Below are 18,890 nucleotides of genomic sequence, written 5' to 3' on the forward strand. Positions count from 1 at the left end.
TTCCTCGGGGCTCCGCCACATGCGTGTGCGGCCGGAGTGCCGGGAGTCGTCCCTGGGGAGGACACGGTACGAATGCCGCGCGCCGCAACGGTGACGCGGCGGCCGTCTGTGTGTCGAGGGGTGACGCATGTCCAGGGAGCAACGAGGACCGAACGAGAAGCTCGGAACCGTTCTCGCCCTCGCGGGAATCAGCAACGCCGGACTCGCCCGGCGGGTCAACGACCTGGGGGCGCAGCGCGGTCTGACGCTCCGGTACGACAAGACCTCGGTGGCCCGGTGGGTCTCCAAGGGCATGGTGCCGCAGGGGGCCGCGCCCCATCTCATCGCGGCGGCGATCGGCGCCAAGCTCGGCCGTCCGGTCCCGCTGCACGAGATCGGACTCGCGGACGCCGATCCGGCTCCGGAGGTCGGGCTGGCCTTCCCTCGCGACGTGGCCGAAGCGGTCCGTTCCGCGACCGAGCTGTACCGGCTGGATCTGGCCGGGCGCCGGGCGGGCAGTGGCGGGATCTGGCAGTCGCTCGCGGGTTCGTTCTCGGTGACCGCGTACGCGACCCCCGCGTCCCGCTGGCTGATATCCCCCGCCGACCCGTCGGTGGAGCGCGATGCGAACGCCGCCCGGGCGGCCGTTCTCGGCCCCCAGGGCGCAGAGGGCGCACACACCAGTGCGGGGGCGCACGACGCTGCGGGCGCGGCGGCCGGGGGCACCGACGCGGAAGCGACCGCCGAGTCCGCCACCACGTCCTCCACCGGGCCGGCCACCGATGCGGCCGGTCCGACCGGTTCAGCGGATCCGGCGGGTTCGGCGGGTTCGGCGGGGGCTTCCGGGACGCGGAGGCGGCCGGGGGCACCGACCGCGACCAGTACGCGTCCGGCAGCCGGGGCGCAGGCGGCGGGCCGCCCGGGTCTGGGAACCCTGGCTCCCGGAACCCCGCGCGCGACGTCCATCCCCGCCCAGCCCGGCCCGCAGAACGCGTCCGCGTCCCGGACCGCGCCGCCCGCCGCCTCCGCCAGGGCCGTCAGGAGCGACCGGGCCGCGAAGGGCACTCCGGCGCCGTCGGCCGGGCCCCGGCCCAACGGCGTCGGCACGAGCGCGACCACGGGCACCGGCACGGCCGCGCCCCCCGTCACCAGTGACATATCCCCCCTGCGGGTCGGCCACAGCGATGTCGCCAAGCTGCGCGAGGCGGCCCAGGACGCCCGCCGCTGGGACTCCAAGTACGGGGGCGGGGACTGGCGTTCCTCCATGGTTCCCGAGTGCTTACGGGTCGACGCGGCCCCCCTGCTCCTCGGTTCGTACAGCGACGAGGTGGGCCGGGCCCTCTTCGGCGCGGCGGCCGAGCTGACCCGGCTCGCCGGCTGGATGGCCTTCGACACCGGCCAGCAGGAGGCCGCGCAGCGCTACTACATCCAGGCGCTCAGACTCGCGCGGGCCGCGGCCGACGTTCCCCTCGGGGGATACGTCCTCGCGTCGATGTCGTTGCAGGCGACCTACCGCGGGTTCGCCGACGAGGGGGTCGATCTGGCCCAGGCGGCCGTCGAGCGCAACCGGGGACTCGCCACGGCCCGCACCATGAGCTTCTTCCGCCTGGTGGAGGCCCGCGCCCACGCGAAGGCGAACGACGCGCCGGCCGCAGGGGCCGCGCTGAAGGCCGCCGAGGGCTGGCTGGAGCGCTCCCGGGACGGCGACGCGGACCCGTCGTGGCTGGGCTTCTACTCGTACGACAGGTTCGCGGCCGACGCCGCGGAGTGCCACCTCGACCTGAAGGCGCCCCGGCAGGTGCGGCGCTTCACCGAGCAGGCGCTGTCCCGGCCCACCGAGGAGTTCGTCCGCTCGCACGGGCTGCGGCTCGTGGTCTCGGCGGTGGCCGAGCTGGAATCGGGGAACCTCGACGCTGCCTGTGCGGCCGGGACCCGCGCGGTGGAGGTGGCGGGCCGCATCTCCTCCGCCAGGACCACGGAGTACGTACGGGACCTGCTGCACCGGCTCGAACCGTACGGGCACGAGCCACGCGTGGCCGAGCTGCGCGAACGGGCCCGGCCGCTGCTGGTGGCACCCGCCTGACCGGCCCGCTGTCCCGGCCGTCGCCCCGCGTGCTCCGCACGTTCCGTATGACGGGGGTGGCGGCCGGACGCGCGTGAACGTGCGTACCGCCTCCCCCGTACCGACGTTCCCGGCCGACGTTGCTGGTCGGCACTGCTTGTTGCTGGTCGGCACTGCTTGAACAGGTGATCGACGAAAGAATGAGCGACGAAAGTACGCGCCACGCTGGTTCCACTGGTTTGAGTGCGGTGTCAGTGGGTCAGTGCACTATCGGGGTGGGAGGTGGCGTGGTGATGACGCACGCGGCGTACGACTGCGACGTGCTGGTGGTCGGCGGCGGGATCGTCGGCCTGTCGACGGCGTACGCCCTCACGCGCACCGCTCCCGGCACCCGGGTGACGGTGCTGGAGAAGGAGTCCGGTCCCGCCCGTCACCAGACCGGGCGCAACAGCGGCGTGATCCACAGCGGCATCTATTACCCTCCCGGCTCGCTCAAGGCCCGCTACGCGGTGCGCGGTGCCGCCGAGATGGTCGAGTTCTGCGCCGAGCACGGCATCGCGCACGCGGTGACCGGCAAGCTGATCGTCGCGACCGAGCGGTCCGAGCTGCCCCGGCTGCACGCGCTGGTCCAGCGCGGACGGCAGCACGGGCTCCCGGTGCGCGAGCTGGGGCCGGCCCAGATCGCCGCGTACGAACCCGATGTGCGCGGGCTCGCCGCCATCCGCGTCCGGACGACCGGGGTGTGCGACTTCCCGGCGGTGGCGGCACGGTTCGCCACCGAGGTGGTCGCCGCGGGCGGCGTGATCCGTCACGGCTCGGAGGTCGTCTCGGTCGACCGGCGCCCCTGGGGCGTGGCGGTGCGCACGGCGGACGGCGCGGTGGTGCGGGCTCGGGTGCTGGTCAACTGCGCCGGGCTGCACTCCGACCGGGTGGCGCGGCTCGCGGGCGACGACCCGGGGATGCGGATCGTGCCGTTCCGGGGGGAGTACTACGAGCTGACGCGGCCGGAGCTGGTGCGCGGTCTGGTCTACCCGGTGCCCGACCCGGCGTTCCCGTTCCTCGGCGTGCATCTCACCCGCGGCCACGACGGCGGTGTGCACGTCGGTCCGAACGCGGTGCCGGCGCTGGCCCGCGAGGGATACGCGTGGCCCGTCGTGCGCCCCCGCGAGCTGGCGGACACCCTGACCTGGCCGGGCACCTGGCGGATCGCGCGCAGACACTGGCGGTACGGGGCGGGCGAGGTGCGCCGCTCGTGGTCGAAGCACGCGTTCACGACGGCGGTGCGACGACTGCTGCCCGATGTCACGGAGGCCGATCTGCGGCCCGCCCCGGCCGGGGTCAGGGCCCAGGCGGTGCTGCGCGACGGCACCCTGGTGGACGACTTCCTGATCCGCGAGGCCCCGCACACCGTCCACGTGCTGAACGCCCCGTCGCCCGCCGCGACGGCCTCCCTGCCCATCGGGCGGGAGGTGGCACGCAGGGCGCTGCTCCAGGCACGGGAGACGGGGTGGAAGCCGCCCGCCGTAGAATCGGGTCATTGTGTCTGAGCCCTTGAACCCCTCCGCGAACCCTCCCGCAGACCTCGCCGCGGGCCCCTCGGGGGCGCCCTCGTCCCCCGCAGCCGGGACCTCCGCCGAGGCCACCTCCGGGACCTCCCCCGCAGAGGCCGCCTCCGCGACCCGTGTTTCCGAGGCCCCCGCCGAAACCTCCGCCGGAGCCGCCCCGTCCGAGACCTCCTCCGGGACCGGCTCCGGGATCCCGGACGATCTGCGCGCCGCGTCCTTCGAGCGGCAGCGCAGGCTGCGCCAGGAGCCGCGCTTCCCCGGCGGGCCCGCCGTCGATCCGGCCGGATCGCACCACGAGCGCCGGATCCGCAGCTTCCAGCCGCGCCGGAGCCGGGTCACGCCCGGTCAGGAGGACGCCCTGATGCGGCTCTGGCCCACGTGGGGCCTGGACATCGACGGGCAGCGGGTCCTCGACCTGCCCGAGCTGTTCGACGGGCTCCCGGTCGTGCTGGAGATCGGGTTCGGCATGGGCGAGGCCACCGCGCAGATGGCCGCGGACGACCCGGGAACGGGCATTCTCGCCGTCGATGTCCACACCCCCGGCCAGGGCAATCTGCTCGGCCTCGCGGAGCGGAACGGCCTGTCCAACATCCGTGTCGCCAACGGCGACGCGATCATCCTGCTGCGCGAGATGCTGAAGCCGGACTCGCTGGACGGGCTGCGGGTGTACTTCCCCGACCCGTGGCCCAAGAAGCGTCATCACAAGCGTCGGCTGATCCAGCCGGAATTCCTCGACCTGGTGGCCCAGCGGCTGAAGCCGGGCGCCCTGGTCCACTGCGCGACCGACTGGGAGCCGTACGCGGAGCAGATGCTGGAGGTGCTGACCGCGCACCCCCTCTTCGAGAACACTCTGCCGGAGGGCGGCTACGCGCCACGGCCCGCGTTCCGGCCACTGACCCGGTTCGAGGGCCAGGGACTCGACAAGGGCCACGTCGTGCACGACCTGCTCTTCACCCGCCACTGATCCGTCGCCGAACCCGCCCGGAGCCCTCGCCGAGCCCGCCGGAGAACCCGTCGCCGAACCCGCCGCAGACGGCGCCTCCCCGGCCACCGCCGACGTGCGGCGACCGGCTGCCACCGGCCATTCCCCGTGGCCGGTGTCGGTGCCGCTCGTTAGGGTCGTGGGGTGGTACACGAAGGGTCTGTCCAGCAGCGGCAGCCGCATCCGGCCGTCCCGGTGCTCGAGGAGCAGCGGGTCGGCGAGATCCTGGCCGCCGTGCCGGAGCGACGGCACTGGAGGTACCGGCCGCGCCGCGTCGGCATGGTGTGGCGCAGCAGGACGTTCCGCGTCGCGGCCGTGTGCACGGTGCTCGCGGTGTGCGCTCTGGCGATCCTGGCCCTGGTCCGCGACCAGACGGGCACCGAGGGCTTCCTCGTAGGTCTCGGCCTCGCGGTGCTGCCCGTGCCGCTCCTGATGGCGGCGTTCCGCTGGCTGGACCGGGTCGACCCCGCGCCCTGGCGGAACCTGTTGTTCGCCCTGGCCTGGGGCGCGTTCGCGGCCGCCCTGATCGCGATTCTCGCGAACTCGTTCGCGACCCGTTGGATTGCCACGACCACCGCCGACCCGACGAACGCGGACAACCTCGGTGCGACGGTCATAGCGCCGGTCGTCGAGGAGAGCGCCAAGGCCGCCGCGATCCTGCTGGTCTTCCTGTTCCGAAGACGTGAGTTCAGCGGAATCGTCGACGGCGTCGTGATCGCCGGTTTCACCGCGAGCGGTTTCGCCTTCACCGAGAACATCCTCTATCTGGGCAACGCCTTCGGGGAGGACCAGCAGGCCGGGGCCTCGGGCGTCGCCTCGATGACCGCCGCGACGTTCTTCGTGCGGGCGGTGATGTCCCCGTTCGCGCACCCGCTCTTCACGATCCTGACGGGGACGGGCTTCGGTCTCGCCGCCGCCAGTGCCCGCAACCGGCGGTTCCGCCGCATCGCGCTGCCGCTGCTGGGGCTCGTCCTCGCCATGGGCATGCACGCGTTGTGGAACGGGTCGGCCTCCTTCTTCGGACCACTCGCCTTCTACGCCGTGTACGCGGTGTTCATGGTTCCGGTCTTCGGGGTGGTGACCTGGCTGGTGATCTGGGCACGCCGACGCGAGCTGCGCGCACTCGCCGCGGAGCTGCCCGGCTACGCGGCGGCCGGCTGGCTGACCCCCGCCGAACCGCTCGCCCTCGCCTCCATGCGGGCCCGCGGCCTGGCCCGCGACGCGGCCCGCCGACACCACTCCTTCGGCACCGGGGCCGGCTGGGGCAACCCGTACGGCCCAGGCCACGCACCGGGCACCGGAGCGGTCCACGGTCCGGGCCACGGAGCGGTGCCCCCGGTCGGCGCACCCGTCCAGACGCCTGCCCAGGCCCTGCCCCCGGTGCAGGCCGTGGCACAGGCGCAGGGCGGGGCGCCCCGCAAGGAGCGCCGCAAGGCGCAGGCCAGGGCCAAGGCCCGGGGCAAGGCCGCCGCCCGTACCGTCGCCGAGTACGAGTCGTTCGCGATGTCGCTGGCCTCGCTCCGCCGACAGGCCCGCCTCGGGACGGCGGGCCCCGACTTCGCGGCACGTGAACTGGAGCTGTTGCACCACCTCTGGCAGCGCAGGGACGTGGCCGCTCCCGCCCTCGCCTACGCCGCGCAGGCGGCGGGCCTCCTGCGCCCCTACGCCTACCCGTTCCCACCCGCCCCGGCCGCGTACTGGCCGACGTCGGCCCCGGCCGCGTTCCCGCCGCCGCACCAGGTGTACGGCGGCTACAACCCGTACCAGTCGCCGCCCCGGTAGCTCCGGGCGCGCGCCGCGGACGCGCGAACGCCCCGGGAGCGCGATGCTTCCGGGGCGTTCGTGGAGACGGGCAGTTCGGCGGAGCGACCGGAGCGCGGCCGGACCCGAGCACGATCCGCCGCCGGTAACGGAACAGTCCGCCCCTCGGTCCGCCGGTCGGCCTGCCGAGGGCTGCCGTGCCCGCCGGTGGCGTCCGTCAGGCGGACGCCTCGGTGAGGTCGGCCAGCTCCCCCTCGGTCAGCCGGAGGTCGGCGACCGCTGTCAGGGCGGGCATCTGCTCGACCGTACGGGCCGAGGCGATCGGCGCGGCGACGGTCGGCCGGGACGCGAGCCAGGCCAGCGCCACGGTCGCGATCTGTGCGTCATGGGCCTGGGCGACCCGGTCCAGGGCGGCGAGGACGTTCCGCCCGCGCTCCGACTCCAGGTACTTCCCCGCGCTCTGCGCACGCGCGCTCTCCACCGGGGTGCCCGGGCGGTACTTGCCGGTGAGGAATCCGGAGGCCAGGGCGTAGTACGGGACGGCGGCGAGCCCGGCCCGCGCGGCCGTGTCCTGGAGCGGGCCCTCGTAGGTGTCGCGGGAGACGAGGTTGTAGTGCGGCTGCAGGGCGACGTAACGGGCCAGCCCCTCGCGCTCGGAGAAGTCCAGGGACGCCCGGAGCCGCTCGGGGCTGATGTTGGACGCGGCGATCTCGCGCACCTTGCCGGCCTTCACCAGCTCGTCGAGGGTGGTGATGATCTCCTCGACCGGCACGGTCTCGTCGTCGAAGTGCGTGTAGTAGAGGTCGATGTGGTCCCTGCCGAGCCTGCGCAGCGACTCTTCCGCCGCCGCCTTGATGGTGGCGGCGGAGAGACCCTTGTACGAGGGGTGGGCGCCGACCTTGGTGGCGACGACGACATCGGACCGGCCGGGCCGGGACGCGAGCCACTTGCCGATGACGGTCTCCGACTCGCCGCCCTCGTTCCCCGGCACCCAGGCGGAGTAGGCGTCGGCGGTGTCGACGAAGTTGCCGCCCGCCTCCGTGTATGCGTCCAGCACGGCGAACGACTGCGCCTCGTCGGCCGTCCAGCCGAAGACATTGCCGCCGAGGGCGAGCGGGAACACCTGAAGATCGGAAGAGCCCAGTTGGCGAAGGGAAGTCATGAATCGATCAACGTGTTCCCGCCAGAACGGTATTCCGCGCATACGCCGTTCGGCGGACGGCTGTTCGGTGTGGTCCGCGCGGTCGGCCGGCGCATCGTTGTCCGCCCGTGCATCGCCGACGCGGGTGCCTCAGATGTTGAGGCCCTTGCTCCGCAGCCAGCCCATCGGGTCCACGCCCGTGCCGTCGGCGGTGTGGATCTCCAGGTGGAGGTGGGGACCCGTCACATTGCCGGTCGCGCCGACCCGGCCGATGGTGTCCCCGGTGGAGACCTTCTGGCCGACCCCGACGCCGATCGAAGACTGGTGGCAGTACCAGACCTCCGTGCCGTCCTCCAGCTCCAGCACCGTGCGGTAGCCGTACGAGCCGGACCAGCCCGCCGACTTGATGGTGCCGCCGTGAACGGCCTTGACGGGGGTGCCCGTCGGCGCCGCGAAGTCGAGGCCGGTGTGGTGACCGGAGGACCACATCGTGCCGGCCTGGCCGTACGTCGAGGTGATCGTGTACGAGGTGGTCGGGACGGCGTAGCTGGCGGCGAGCTTGGCGAGCCGCAGGGCCTCGGCCTTCTTCTTCGCCTCCTCCTCCGCCTTCTTCTTCTCGGCGGCGGCCTTGACCTCGGCGGCGTCCTGCTGCTTCTTGGCCTCGGCCGCGGCCTTCTCCGCCGCGGCCTTCTCCTGGGCCTCCCTGGCCTCCGCGTCGGCGGCGGCCTGCTGCTGCTCGGCCTGCTGGAGGATGCGGGCACGCAGCGCCTCGCCCGCGTCGGTCGTGCCCTGCTCGGCCTCGGCGGTGGTGATGCCTGCGGTGGTGAGCGGGGCGGTGGCGGGCGCGGCCCCGTCGTCCTCGGACTTGTCGGAGAGGAGGGCGCCCACGCCGGGAAGGGACTTGGCGTCGGGCAGGTTGTCCGCGATGGAGTCGGGAAGGGAGATGGACACCGGCGGCTTGCCCTGCGCGGTGGCCATGCCGCCCGCGCCGACCGCCGCGATGACACCGACCCCGAGCACCGCGGAACTGCGGGCGAGTCCGTTGCGCTGCTTGGCGACCCGGTGCTTGCCGCGTACGGGGCGGACGGTCTCCTCGGTGGGGTTCCACTCGCCCCAGCCGCGCTCGTCGTCGACACCGAAGTCGGCGCCGGGCAGGGTCGCGGTGGCGGCCATGTCCGATCCGATTCCGTGGTCCATGCGATCCGCAGTGCCGGACACCGTCGTCATCCCGGCCGTTCCGTAGTCGGAGCCGTAGCCGGGGCCCGCACCGTAACCGGGGCCGAAGTCGGTGCCGAACTCGGAACCGTACGCGGAATCGAGCCGGGCGGGGGCCTCGGGGGCAGGCTTGTTGGACGCCACGGGGGCGCACTCCTTTCCTTCCTTCTCGCCTACCGGGTTAGCTGACGGGTTCGGAGCAGGAAGGTCTCCTACGGACACCGCGTCTCTCACGAGACCCGGATGCCCGATTCACCCCAGGGTGGTGGTTCCCCGGTTCCCTTTCGGGATTCGGCGCTCGCGCACGGTGCCGCCTCTGACGACGGCTGGGACGACCGCGCTGCGTTATCGAACGTTAATAGACACCGGGCCCTGATTCCAAGCCGCTCCCACTGATCGTTCACGTCTTTGGCCTGGACTTTACTGGACATCTCGGGGCGTATTCAGACGACTTGATCGGGTCTCAGCCAATACCCCGTAACTGACGTTGCGTCAAACGTTATGCGGAGCGGCGTCTTTCGATTACGTACGGTGGCACCCCGGTCCGCTCGGGCGCACCCGGCCGCCCGGACGGACGTCTGCGGCCTCACGGGCGCACCCGACCGAACCCCGTCACGGCCTCCTTGCACCCGCCCAACCGCTCGGGCGCACCCGGCGCCCTTGCGCCCGCCCAGCCGCCCCGGACCGTCCGTCATGCCGGGCCCGGCCCCACGATCCGGACGGTCCTGCGCCGCTCCGGCTGCCCCTCCGCGGGGCGTACGACCGCGAGCAGGGCCATGTCGTCGGTCGACTCGCCCCCCGTGTGCAGCCGTACGTCGTCGGTCAGCGCGGACAGCAGCTCCTCCGGCCCGGGAAAGATCCGCCCGCACAGCCGGGCCGCCGGATCATAGAAGTCCCCCTGGGCGTTCCGCGCCTCGGAGAGGCCGTCGGTGTAGAGGAGCAGTGTCGCCCCCGGCCGCAGATCCCACTCGTCCGTCCGGTCGGGCCACGCGCCCAGGTCCATCCCGAGCGGCAGCGCGGGCATCGAGGGCGCCAGCACGTCCAGCGCGCCGTCCGGGTGCAGCAGGATCGGCTCGGGGTGGCCGCGGTTGACGATCCGGACCCGGGACAGGCCGGCCGGGATCTCGGCCAGCACGGCGGTGGTGAAGCCCTCGACGACGTCGGGCCCGCCCCGGCGCGCCCTCCTCTCCCGCACCAGCGCCCGCTCCAGCCGACGCGCCACGCCCTCCAGCGAGCGCTCCTGTTCGGCCGCCTCCCGGAACGCCCCGATGACCACGGCGACCGTCTCCACGGCGTCGAGCCCCTTCCCCCGCACGTCACCGACCACCAGCCGCACCCCGTACGGGGTGTCCGTCACCGCGAACAGGTCACCGCCAACGAACTCGTCGGCCTGCGCGGCCTCGTACCGCGCCGCCACATGCAGCCCACCGATCCGGTCGAACGGCTTCGGCAGCACCGCCCGCATGGCCCGCTCCGCGATGACCCGCGCGGAGGCCAACTGCTCGTTGCTCCGCTGCACGACCCGGTTGATCACCACCGCGAGCACCGAGACGGTCGCCAGCGTGAGCAGCTCGATCAGCGGCACGGCCGCCGGCAGCGAGTCGGTGGCCAGCCGGAGCGCGACGACGGCCAGCATCGAGGCGATGCCGGTGCGCACGGTGTTGGACAACGAGAAGAACGGCGCGGCGATCAGCGGCGCCGCGACGAACAGCGGGATGGCGGTGAAGACCGGCGGGGTGAGCAGGTCGAACAGCAGCCCGCCGACGATCATCAGGGTCGGCAGCATGCGCACGAACCGACGGGCACCGGCGCCGCCGGCAACCCCTCCGGCATGTCCGCCCCCGGCATGTCCGCCGCGCCGCTTCAGCCGCTTCCACACCTGTGGTCTCCTGCCCGGTACACGCACGGCTGCGGACGGTACCGCGCCCCGCCCCCAGGCTCACCGGAGCTCAGCCGCGCGGCGAGTCCGCATCGCCCAACAGAGGTACGTGCGTGGCACACCTCACACACCGCCCACGCACCTCGCGCCATCCAGCGACGGCACGAAAAAACCCCGGGTCCGGCACGCTGTACGCGCCGGACCCGGGTCTTCAGTAGCGGGGACAGGATTTGAACCTGCGACCTCTGGGTTATGAGCCCAGCGAGCTACCGAGCTGCTCCACCCCGCGTCGGTGAACACAACTCTACGCCATGTCCGGCCGTGCTCGTGACCACCCGGAGACGACGGGCGGGATCGAATATGCGGTGATATGACTGATTTACCCGCCAATGGGTCGATGTGACGGGACAGCGGCGACCGGGAGCGACCGTGGACAACTACCCCTTGCTCAGTCTCTTCTGGACCATGCTCTGGTTCTTTCTCTGGATCATGTGGCTCTTCCTGCTGTTCAAGGTCATCACGGACATCTTCCGCAGCGACGACCTGGGCGGCTGGGGCAAGGCCGGCTGGCTGATCGTGGCGCTGCTGCTGCCGTACATCGGCGTGCTGCTGTACGTGATCGTGCGCGGCAGGTCCATGGGCGGACGGGACATCGAGGCGGTGCGGGAACGCGAGGCGGCCTTCAAGGCGTACGTACGCGAAGCCGCCGGGGGCGAGCCGAAGCAGGGCAGCCATGTGGACGACCTGGCGAGACTCGCCGAGCTGAGGGACCGGAACGCCCTCACGGACGAGGAGTACCAGCGGGCGAAGACGAAACTCCTGGCCTGAGCCGAGGTGCCCCTGACCCGAGGTACCCACCCCGAACCGGCCACCGCGGAACCGTGAAGCCGAGAAGTCGGGAGAACCCGGGAAGTCGGGAAACCGGGAAGCTCGCGGACCGCGAGGCCGGGGCCCGGTGGGCGGGAGGTCCGGAAACGGATTCAGCCCCGACCGGATGTACACCGGACCGGGGCTGAGACGGTAGGCCGTGTGGGACTCGAACCCACAACCAACGGATTAAAAGTCCGCTGCTCTGCCAATTGAGCTAACGGCCCTCGCCGAACCACCCCTGAGCATAGCCCGCCGCGGCCGGGCCGCCGATCGGGTATCGGCAGCCGGGCCCCGTCGTGGCGGGATCGCCCCCGTCATGGCGGAATCGAGGGGGGTGGGACCGGGGCGGGAAGGGGGCGGGTCAGAAGACGCCCTCGTACCGCTGTCGGCCCGTGGCGGTCTTCGCGCGCGAGCCGAAGGAGTCCTTGCCGTTGCCGTTGTTGCGGTAGGGGTTGCCGGAGGAGTCCCACTCGGCGAGGCCGGCCTTCCCGTCGCCGGTGATGTCCCTCCCCCACCCCGATCACGCGGGGCGCGCCGGTGGCGACCGTCTCGATCTTCTGACGCGCAGCGGTATGCAGTCACCGGCATCGCACGGGACCCCGCTTGGCCTGCGCGCCGTTCGCGTAGGGGCCCACGTACCCCATGAAGGAGCGGGCGCCCGCCGTGGAGCCCTCCGGGGCGATCTGCCGGACGTAGACGGACCGCTCGCTGCTCGCGGTGCGTTCCACCGTGTTCAGCGTGCCGCCCGCGAAGTCGACGCCCCGGACCCCGTCCGTCGGCACGAGGGCCGACGCCTCCGCGGCGCCGGCCGCCGGCGTCGCGCCGAGGCCTGCCGCGGCCACGACGAGTACGGCCGGGGCGGCGCTCCCGCGCCCGGTGGTCGGCGGCGTCGTCCCGCCGCCGAGGGATCGCGCGGAGACCCCCTCCTCGTCCCCCGGCGGCACCCCTCCTCCTGCCCAAGTCGCCTGATCCTGACGGCGGTTGCACATGCGGGGGGAAGCGAAAAGAAAAGCGGGCCCGCTCGTGAAGAGCGGACCCGCCTTCCGGAGAACTCCGGCCGACGCGGCGGACCCTCAGCGGTCCGCCTCATCGTTCAGCGCGTTCAGCCGTTGCGCTTCCAGCGCGGCTTGTCGTCGCGGCGGCCGAAGGAACCGGCGCCGCGGTGGTCGTCACGCCGGCCGTACGGTCGGTCGCCGCCGGACCGGAAGCCGCCCGACGGACGGTCGTCGCGACGGTCGCGGTTGAACGGGCGGTCGCTGCCGCCCGAGCGGAAGCCGCCGGAGGGACGGTCGTCGCGACGGTCCCGGCCGAACGACGGGCGGTCGTTGTCACGGCGGTCGAAGGAAGGACGGTCGTTGTCACGACGCTCGAACGAGCGGCCACCGCGGTCGTCGCGACGGTCGTGGGAGCGGTAGCCGCCCGACGAACGGTCGTCGCGACGGTCGCGGCCGAAGGACGGACGGTCGTTGTCACGGCGGAAACCGCCCGACGAACGGTCGTCACGACGCTGGAAACCACGGTCACCGCCACGGTCGTCACGCCGGTCGTCGCGACGGTCGCGGCCGAAGGACGGACGGTCGTTGTCACGGCGGAAGCCACCCGACGAACGGTCGTCACGACGCTGGAAACCACGGTCACCGCCACGGTCGTCACGCCGGTCGCGGTACCCGCCGCGGTCGCCGCCCCGGTTGTCCCGGCGCTCGAAGTTGCCCCGCTCGTCGCGACGGTCGTCCCGCGCCGTGGGCTGCTCCGGTACGGAGACGACAGCCTCGATCGCGGCCTCGGCCTCCGCGGCGGCCTCGGCGATCGCGGCCTCGGGGTCCTCGCCGCGCTCGCGCGCGGCCCGCGCGACCAGGCGGTCCGCCTCCTCGCGCAGCTCGCCGGCGCGGCGCTGGACACGCTCCAGCTGCCTGGTCAGCTCGACGACCTCGCGCTCGGCCTGCTTGGCGGCGTTGGTCGCGGAGTCGGCCTGAACCTCGGTCAGCGAACGGGCGCCGGTGATCTCGGCGACCTCCGGGTCGAAGGCACCCGCGCCGCCCACGATGTGGCGCGAGGCCTCGACGCCCGCGTCCTCCATGAGCCGGAAGATCTGGCGGCGCTGGTGCGGCAGCGCCAGCGAGACGACCACACCGGACTTGCCGGCCCGGGCCGTACGGCCCGAACGGTGCAGGTAGTCCTTGTGGTCACCGGCCGGGTCCACGTTCAGCACCAGGTCGATGCCGTCGACGTGGATGCCGCGAGCGGCGACGTCGGTCGCGACGAGCGCGTTGACGTAACCGTCCTTGAAGTCGGCGAGCACGCGGGTGCGGGCGCCCTGCGTCATGCCGCCGTGGAGGGCGTCCGCCTTGACGCCCGCCGCGAGGAGCTGCTCGGCGATGCGGTCGGCGCCCAGCTGGGTGCGGACGAAGATGATGGTGCGGCCCTTGCGGGCGGCGATGGCGGAGGTGACCGGCGCCTTGTCCTTCGGCTTCACGACGAGGACGTGGTGCGTCATGGTCGTGACGTTGCCCTGGGCACTGTCGACCTCGTGGCTCACCGGGTTGTCCAGGTAGCGCTGGACCAGGGTGCCGATCTCGTTCTCCATCGTCGCGGAGAAGAGCATGCGCTGACCGCCGGCCGGGATCTGGTCGAGCAGCTCGGTGACCTCGGGCAGGAAGCCCAGGTCGGACATCTGGTCGGCCTCGTCGAGGACGGCGACCTGGACGTTCTCCAGGGAGCAGGCACCCCGGTTGATGATGTCGCGCAGTCGGCCCGGGGTGGCGACGAGGATGTCGACGCCGCGCTCCAGGGCGTAGATCTGGTTGCCCATCGACGTACCGCCGCAGACGACCTTCATCCGCAGGCCGAGCACGTCGCCGTACGGCTGGAGCGCGTCCGCGACCTGCATCGCGAGCTCACGGGTCGGGGTGAGGATGACCGCGCGGGGCTTCTTCTTCTCCGTGTGGCCGTCGGCCAGCGCGGCCAGCGTCGGCAGACCGAAGGAGAGGGTCTTGCCGGAACCGGTACGGCCGCGGCCCAGGATGTCCTTGCCGGCCAGGGCGTCCGGGATGGTCGCGGCCTGGATCGGGAAGGGCGTGGTCACGCCGTTCTGCGCGAGCTTGCGGACGATGCCCTCGGGCAGGCCCAGGTCGGCGAAGGTGACGGCCGGCCCGGCCTCGTCGGCGGAGTCGTCGTCGGCCCGCTGCGTGCGGGAGTCGGCGGCGTCCTCGGCGAGCCCTTCGCCGCTCTCGACGAACTCGCCGGCACCGGCGAACTCCTCGTCAGCGACGTTCTCGACGTCCTGGATGTTCTCGACGCTCTCGGGCATGACGGCGCGGTCAGAACTGGAAATTGACATGCGAAATGCGAAACCTTCCGGAGTCTCGGCACGCGCCCGTAACTCCGTGATTCGCAATTTCGACCGCCTCAATGCGGTCCAGCCACGGCAAGGGAGAGTACGCGCCACACGGCGCGCTTCTGTTTCGGCGCCGGGCAATGGGATCAAACGATCTACCACCATACGCACTCACCCCCACATCACGCAAACCGCCCTCCATCCGCCCCCACCGCGCCTCCTCGCTCCCGGCCGCCCGCTCCCCCGGAACGGCGGTTTCTCCGGGGCGTCCGTCCCTCCGCCGGAACGACCCGGCTATGCCGGTTCCTCCTGGGCCGCGGCCTCCGGCGTCCGCAGCTCCGCCGCCTCGCTCGGCAGGCTCATCGCGTAGGCACGGAGCTCGACCGCCGAGGAGGCGGACGGCTGCGGCGCCGGCTCCGAGGGCTCCGGTCGGGGCGAGGCAGGCGGTTCGGGGGCGGGCGGCTCGGACGGCGACGGCGTGGGCTCGGGCCGCTGCGGCACCTCGGAGCCCGGCTGCGAGGGCTCGGGCTCCGGCTGTCCGCCGCCCCACCCCGGCGCCGGAGCGCCCGGCTCGGCCGGTACGCCCGCCTGCTCGCTCCGCTCCGCCCTGGGCCGGGCGCCCGGCGAACCCGAAGGAGCGGCGGAACCGCTCGGCCGCGCGGACTCGGCCGCCTCCCGCTCGGAGTGCGCCTCGGCGCGCCCGCCCCCGGCACGGGAGCCGCCCGTGCCGGACACCGTGTCGCCGTCCGGCTCGGCCGCGCTGCCCTTCGGGTCGGACGAGGGCTTCGACGGCGGCTTGCCCCCGTCGTCGCCGATGCTCATGCAGCCGGCGGACGTGGCGACCGTCACCGCGATGACGGCCGCCCAACGGGCGGAAGAGGACAACTGGCGCACGGGCGGTACCTCCGGAGGTGCGGGGAGAGTCGAGGAGGAGACACGGAAGAGGAAGCGGGACGGGGAGGGAGAAGAAGGGCGAGGAGGAAAGGGGCAAAGAGGCACGGGCGGAGCGGCACGGCGGAGCCGCGGCTCCGCGCCCAACGTGCTCAACTCCCGTTGCCCCGCCGGGGACACGCCTCTCACCCCGCCCACGTGCCTCCCGCACGTCACCTGCACGTCACCCGCACCGCACGCGTGTTTCACCGCCGCCCGCGCGGACTCACCGCCTGCCCGCCGCGCCCCGGCCAACCTCGACGCGCGACCGCGCGCTCGTCCCTACACGCCACACACCGCACACACCGCGCGTACGCCCGCATACGCGACGTGGTGCGCCTCCGCGCGCCCGGCGGACACTCCCTCGGCGGACACACCCCCGGTGGACGCGAGCTCACCCGTAACCGAGCGCGTGCAGCCTCTCGTCGTCGATGCCGAAGTGATGGGCGATCTCGTGGACGACGGTGATCTCCGTCTCCGCGACCACGTCCTCGCGCGACTCGCACATCCGCAGCGTCGGCCCGCGATAGATCGTGATCCGGTCCGGCAGCACTCCCGCGTACCACTCGCCGCGCTCGGTGAGCGGCGTGCCCTCGTACAGTCCGAGCAGTTCCGGATCGGCCGGGTCCGGTTCGTCCTCGACGAACACCGCGACGTTGTCCATCAGCCGCGTCAGCTCCGGTGGGATCCGGTCCAGGGCCTCGGCGACCAGTTCCTCGAACTCCTCGCGCGTCATCTCCAGCACGCCGCCATTCTCCCGGTTCTCCCGTACGGTCGCCCACCGCGCCCCGGACGGACGACGGCACGCGACGACGACACGCGGCGGCGAGCGATGGCGGCGGGCGACGGACGAGGTCAGCGGCCGTCCGCCACCGGACCGCTGCCACACCTATTCGGTTTGGCCGACGCCGAAACGCCGTAGTACAGTCTGCGTCGTGCCCAAGGGCGCCGGTCAGGGCTTGACCGTTCTGAGGTCCCGGAGATCATCTGCCGAAGATCGAAGAAGAAGCGGAACCCCTTGGGGTGAAGCAGCAGTGCCAGTAGTTAGGCCCTCATCGTCTAGTGGCCCAGGACGCCGCCCTTTCAAGGCGGTAGCACGGGTTCGAATCCCGTTGGGGGCACGCACAACCTTGTGCGACACTTAGTCGCACAACAGCTTGGTCCTGTGGAGCAGTTTGGAGTGCTCGCCACCCTGTCAAGGTGGAGGCCGCGGGTTCAAATCCCGTCAGGACCGCTGCAGCTCCTGTGAGCTGCGTGGCTGGGTAGCTCAGTTGGTACGAGCGATCGCCTGAAAAGCGATAGGTCGCCGGTTCGATCCCGGCCCCAGCCACCACCCGAAGGCCCCGTCCGATGGACGGGGCCTTCGCCGTGTCACGCCTCTTCGTGGTCGGCCGCGTTCATGCCGCCCGGTCCGGTCTCGCTTCCCCGTCCGGCCTCTTCGGCCGGTCCCTTCGCGTCGGCCGTACGTCGGCCGCGCCAGGCCCGTACCGCCAGGAACAGCAGCACCACCACGACCACGGCCACCAGGGCCGAGCCGTCCGACACCCGTTCCCCGACGCGCTGGGCCCACTGCTCGACGGCGAACGACTGGTCCACGCCCAGCAGCCCGGGCAGCGCGGTCGTCCCGTCGTACACCAGGAACAGCACGCCGAGACCGATGAAGAAGAGCCCGGACAGCAGCGTCGTGGTGTGCAGCTCGAAACGGCCGAGCCGGAAGGCGCGGCCACGCAGCCAGGCCCGGCGGCCCAGCTCGAACCGCTCCCAGAGCAGGGCGAGCAGGAAGAGCGGGACCGCCATGCCGAGGGCGTAGACGGCGAGCAGCAGCCCGCCGTAGACCGGGCTGCCGCTGACCGCCGCCACGGTGAGGACGCTGCCGAGGATCGGTCCCGCGCAGAAACCGGCCAGTCCGTATACGGCGCCCAGCGCGTACACCGAGACGGCGGTGGTCGGACGGATCCGGCCGCTGAGCGCGGCGATCCGGCGCGAGGCGAAGCCCAGGCCGACGATCTGCGCGGCGCCTAGCGCGATGATCAGCCATCCGGCGCCGAGGACGAGCGCGTCGCGGTGGCCGTAGAAGAGCCGTCCGGCGTACGAGCCGGCGGCACCGAGCGGGACCAGGGTGGTGGCCAGACCGGCGTAGAAGATGCCGGTGCGGGCCAGCAGCCGCGAGGCGGAGTCGATGGAGTACGCGAAGAAGGCCGGCAGCAGCAGGGCGCTGCACGGACTGACCAGGGCGAGCAGCCCGCCGAGGAAGGCCGCGAAGTAACCGATGTCGGCCGTCATTCCGTGCCGCTTCCGGTGCCGTCGGTCCCGGTGCTCTGGGGCCGGGGCGTGGCGGCGCGGGCCTTCTCGGCCGCCGCCTCGATCGCCTGGACGAAGGTCTCCATCGGCTGGGCCCCGGCGATCGGACGGCCGTTGACCAGGAACGACGGAGTGGAGGTCGCGCCGATCCCGTACCCCTGTTCCTGGTCCTTGCTCACCGCTTCGGAGGCGGCCGGGCTGTCCGCGTCGCGCGCGAACCGTTCGAGGTCGGGAACCCCGGCCTGCTCGGCGAGGGCCTTCAGCCGGGCCTTGCCGAACCCCTTCTCCTTCGCCCCCTCGGCGTACGCGGCGCTGTGGAACTGCCAGAAGCGGCCCTGTTGCCCGGCGGCCCAGGCCGCACGGGCTGCGGCCTCGGACTCGGCCCCGAAGATCGGGAAGTTGCGCCACTCGATGCGCAGCGTGCCGTTGTCGACGTACTTCTTCACCAGGGCTGGCTCGGTGTCGCGGGCGAACTTGCCGCAGTAGCCGCACTTGAAGTCGGCGTACTCGACGAGGACGACGGGCGCGTCCGCCCGGCCCAGCGCGAGCCGGTCGTCGGCGTCGCGCCGGGCGAGCTTCTCCAGCTCCGGGTAGACCTCGGCGTCCGGGTCCGTGGTGACGTCGGCGACCGATGAGGCGGAAGAGGACTTGGAGTGGTCGGGGGCGGTGGCCCGGTAGGAGACGAAGCCGAGCGCCGCGGCGGCGATCACGACCGCGGCCCCGTAGAGCAGCGGCTTCCTGGACGACGGCGTGCGTGACGACTTGGCTCCGGGGCGGGGAGCGGACTTGGACTTGGACGCGGGCGTGGGCTTGGAATTCGAACTGGACGTGGACATGCGGAACTCCGTACGGATGGCATGGAAGGAGAACG

General features: G+C 72.6%; 14 protein-coding genes, 5 tRNA genes and 1 riboswitch. Of the genes, 8 read left to right on the forward strand and 11 right to left on the reverse strand.

Going from position 1 to position 18,890, the window contains the following annotated elements; all coding sequences use genetic code 11:
• Nucleotides 1-127: 127 nt before the first annotated feature.
• The 4 genes from AB0E67_RS18295 (at nt 128) to AB0E67_RS18310 (ending at nt 6,370) form a co-directional block, all read left to right on the forward strand.
• Entirely contained in the window at nt 128-2,062 is a 1,935-nt protein-coding gene (locus AB0E67_RS18295; RefSeq protein WP_362027607.1) for a sporulation protein, read from the forward strand.
• Between the two features lie 269 nt (nt 2,063-2,331).
• The gene (lhgO, locus tag AB0E67_RS18300; protein ID WP_362027943.1) at nt 2,332-3,588 is read left to right on the forward strand and encodes an L-2-hydroxyglutarate oxidase; all 1,257 of its coding nucleotides are present in this window, start codon (nt 2,332-2,334) and stop codon (nt 3,586-3,588) included.
• Nucleotides 3,581-4,570, forward strand: coding sequence for a tRNA (guanosine(46)-N7)-methyltransferase TrmB (gene trmB / locus AB0E67_RS18305; protein WP_362027610.1), 990 nt, complete (start codon nt 3,581-3,583; stop codon nt 4,568-4,570). Before lhgO ends, trmB begins: the two co-directional genes overlap by 8 nt.
• A gap of 213 nt (nt 4,571-4,783) precedes the next feature.
• On the forward strand, nt 4,784-6,370 hold the full coding sequence (locus AB0E67_RS18310; RefSeq protein WP_362027946.1) for a PrsW family intramembrane metalloprotease: 1,587 nt from the start codon (nt 4,784-4,786) through the stop codon (nt 6,368-6,370).
• A 196-nt stretch (nt 6,371-6,566) separates the two neighbouring features.
• Here AB0E67_RS18310 and AB0E67_RS18315 read toward each other — a convergent pair whose 3' ends face one another.
• The 4 genes from AB0E67_RS18315 to AB0E67_RS18330 form a co-directional block, all read right to left on the reverse strand.
• Nucleotides 6,567-7,511 carry an aldo/keto reductase gene (locus tag AB0E67_RS18315; protein ID WP_362027613.1) on the reverse strand — a complete coding sequence of 315 codons (945 nt, stop codon included), beginning with the start codon at nt 7,509-7,511 and terminating at the stop codon, nt 6,567-6,569.
• Nucleotides 7,512-7,640: 129 nt separating this feature from the next.
• On the reverse strand, nt 7,641-8,663 hold the full coding sequence (locus AB0E67_RS18320; protein ID WP_362027949.1) for a M23 family metallopeptidase: 1,023 nt from the start codon (nt 8,661-8,663) through the stop codon (nt 7,641-7,643).
• Nucleotides 8,664-8,860: 197 nt separating this feature from the next.
• Nucleotides 8,861-9,012, reverse strand: a riboswitch (cyclic di-AMP (ydaO/yuaA leader).
• A 384-nt stretch (nt 9,013-9,396) separates the two neighbouring features.
• Nucleotides 9,397-10,497 carry a PP2C family protein-serine/threonine phosphatase gene (locus AB0E67_RS18325; RefSeq protein WP_362027616.1) on the reverse strand — a complete coding sequence of 367 codons (1,101 nt, stop codon included), beginning with the start codon at nt 10,495-10,497 and terminating at the stop codon, nt 9,397-9,399.
• Between the two features lie 302 nt (nt 10,498-10,799).
• Nucleotides 10,800-10,873 (reverse strand) — tRNA-Met (locus tag AB0E67_RS18330).
• Nucleotides 10,874-11,013: 140 nt separating this feature from the next.
• On the opposite strand from AB0E67_RS18330, the gene AB0E67_RS18335 reads away from it, so the two are divergent.
• Nucleotides 11,014-11,412, forward strand: a complete 399-nt coding sequence (locus AB0E67_RS18335; protein WP_362027619.1) for an SHOCT domain-containing protein — start codon at nt 11,014-11,016, stop codon at nt 11,410-11,412.
• A gap of 193 nt (nt 11,413-11,605) precedes the next feature.
• Here AB0E67_RS18335 and AB0E67_RS18340 read toward each other — a convergent pair.
• From AB0E67_RS18340 to AB0E67_RS18360, 5 genes are all read right to left on the reverse strand, one after another.
• Nucleotides 11,606-11,678, reverse strand: a tRNA-Lys gene (locus tag AB0E67_RS18340).
• A 354-nt stretch (nt 11,679-12,032) separates the two neighbouring features.
• Nucleotides 12,033-12,398, reverse strand: coding sequence for a hypothetical protein (locus AB0E67_RS18345; RefSeq protein WP_362027622.1), 366 nt, complete (start codon nt 12,396-12,398; stop codon nt 12,033-12,035).
• Between the two features lie 158 nt (nt 12,399-12,556).
• Complete coding sequence (locus AB0E67_RS18350) at nt 12,557-14,791, reverse strand: DEAD/DEAH box helicase (RefSeq protein WP_362027625.1); 2,235 nt, start codon at nt 14,789-14,791, stop codon at nt 12,557-12,559.
• Between the two features lie 291 nt (nt 14,792-15,082).
• On the reverse strand, nt 15,083-15,682 hold the full coding sequence (locus AB0E67_RS18355) for a hypothetical protein (RefSeq protein ID WP_362027628.1): 600 nt from the start codon (nt 15,680-15,682) through the stop codon (nt 15,083-15,085).
• 430 nt (nt 15,683-16,112) lie between these two features.
• Complete coding sequence (locus AB0E67_RS18360; protein ID WP_351517974.1) at nt 16,113-16,463, reverse strand: metallopeptidase family protein; 351 nt, start codon at nt 16,461-16,463, stop codon at nt 16,113-16,115.
• Nucleotides 16,464-16,766: 303 nt separating this feature from the next.
• On the opposite strand from AB0E67_RS18360, the gene AB0E67_RS18365 reads away from it, so the two are divergent.
• The 3 genes from AB0E67_RS18365 to AB0E67_RS18375 all read left to right on the forward strand — a co-directional run bounded on the left by AB0E67_RS18365 (nt 16,767) and on the right by AB0E67_RS18375 (nt 17,051).
• A tRNA-Glu gene (locus tag AB0E67_RS18365) sits at nt 16,767-16,839 on the forward strand.
• A 38-nt stretch (nt 16,840-16,877) separates the two neighbouring features.
• Nucleotides 16,878-16,952, forward strand: a tRNA-Asp gene (locus tag AB0E67_RS18370).
• A 22-nt stretch (nt 16,953-16,974) separates the two neighbouring features.
• A tRNA-Phe gene (locus AB0E67_RS18375) sits at nt 16,975-17,051 on the forward strand.
• A 38-nt stretch (nt 17,052-17,089) separates the two neighbouring features.
• On the opposite strand, the gene AB0E67_RS18380 is transcribed toward AB0E67_RS18375, so the two are convergent.
• Both AB0E67_RS18380 and AB0E67_RS18385 read right to left on the reverse strand, forming a co-directional pair.
• On the reverse strand, nt 17,090-18,001 hold the full coding sequence (locus tag AB0E67_RS18380; RefSeq protein ID WP_362027631.1) for a cytochrome c biogenesis CcdA family protein: 912 nt from the start codon (nt 17,999-18,001) through the stop codon (nt 17,090-17,092).
• Entirely contained in the window at nt 17,998-18,855 is an 858-nt protein-coding gene (locus tag AB0E67_RS18385; RefSeq protein WP_362027634.1) for a DsbA family protein, read from the reverse strand. The genes AB0E67_RS18380 and AB0E67_RS18385 overlap by 4 nt, the downstream gene beginning before the upstream one ends.
• Between the last annotated feature and the right edge of the window lie 35 nt (nt 18,856-18,890).

The organism is Streptomyces sp. NPDC032161 (assembly GCF_040636995.1).
Lineage (GTDB): Bacteria > Actinomycetota > Actinomycetes > Streptomycetales > Streptomycetaceae > Streptomyces.

What these genes read in the sequence shown, in the direction of transcription:
- AB0E67_RS18380 (WP_362027631.1), bottom strand. Translation starts at nt 18,001, where the DNA reads ATGACGGCCGACATCGGTTACTTCGCGGCCTTCCTCGGCGGGCTGCTC.
- AB0E67_RS18320 (WP_362027949.1), bottom strand. Translation starts at nt 8,663, where the DNA reads ATGGCCGCCACCGCGACCCTGCCCGGCGCCGACTTCGGTGTCGACGAC.
- AB0E67_RS18295 (WP_362027607.1), top strand. Translation starts at nt 128, where the DNA reads ATGTCCAGGGAGCAACGAGGACCGAACGAGAAGCTCGGAACCGTTCTC.
- AB0E67_RS18350 (WP_362027625.1), bottom strand. Translation starts at nt 14,791, where the DNA reads ATGTCAATTTCCAGTTCTGACCGCGCCGTCATGCCCGAGAGCGTCGAG.
- AB0E67_RS18385 (WP_362027634.1), bottom strand. Translation starts at nt 18,855, where the DNA reads ATGTCCACGTCCAGTTCGAATTCCAAGCCCACGCCCGCGTCCAAGTCC.
- AB0E67_RS18315 (WP_362027613.1), bottom strand. Translation starts at nt 7,511, where the DNA reads ATGACTTCCCTTCGCCAACTGGGCTCTTCCGATCTTCAGGTGTTCCCG.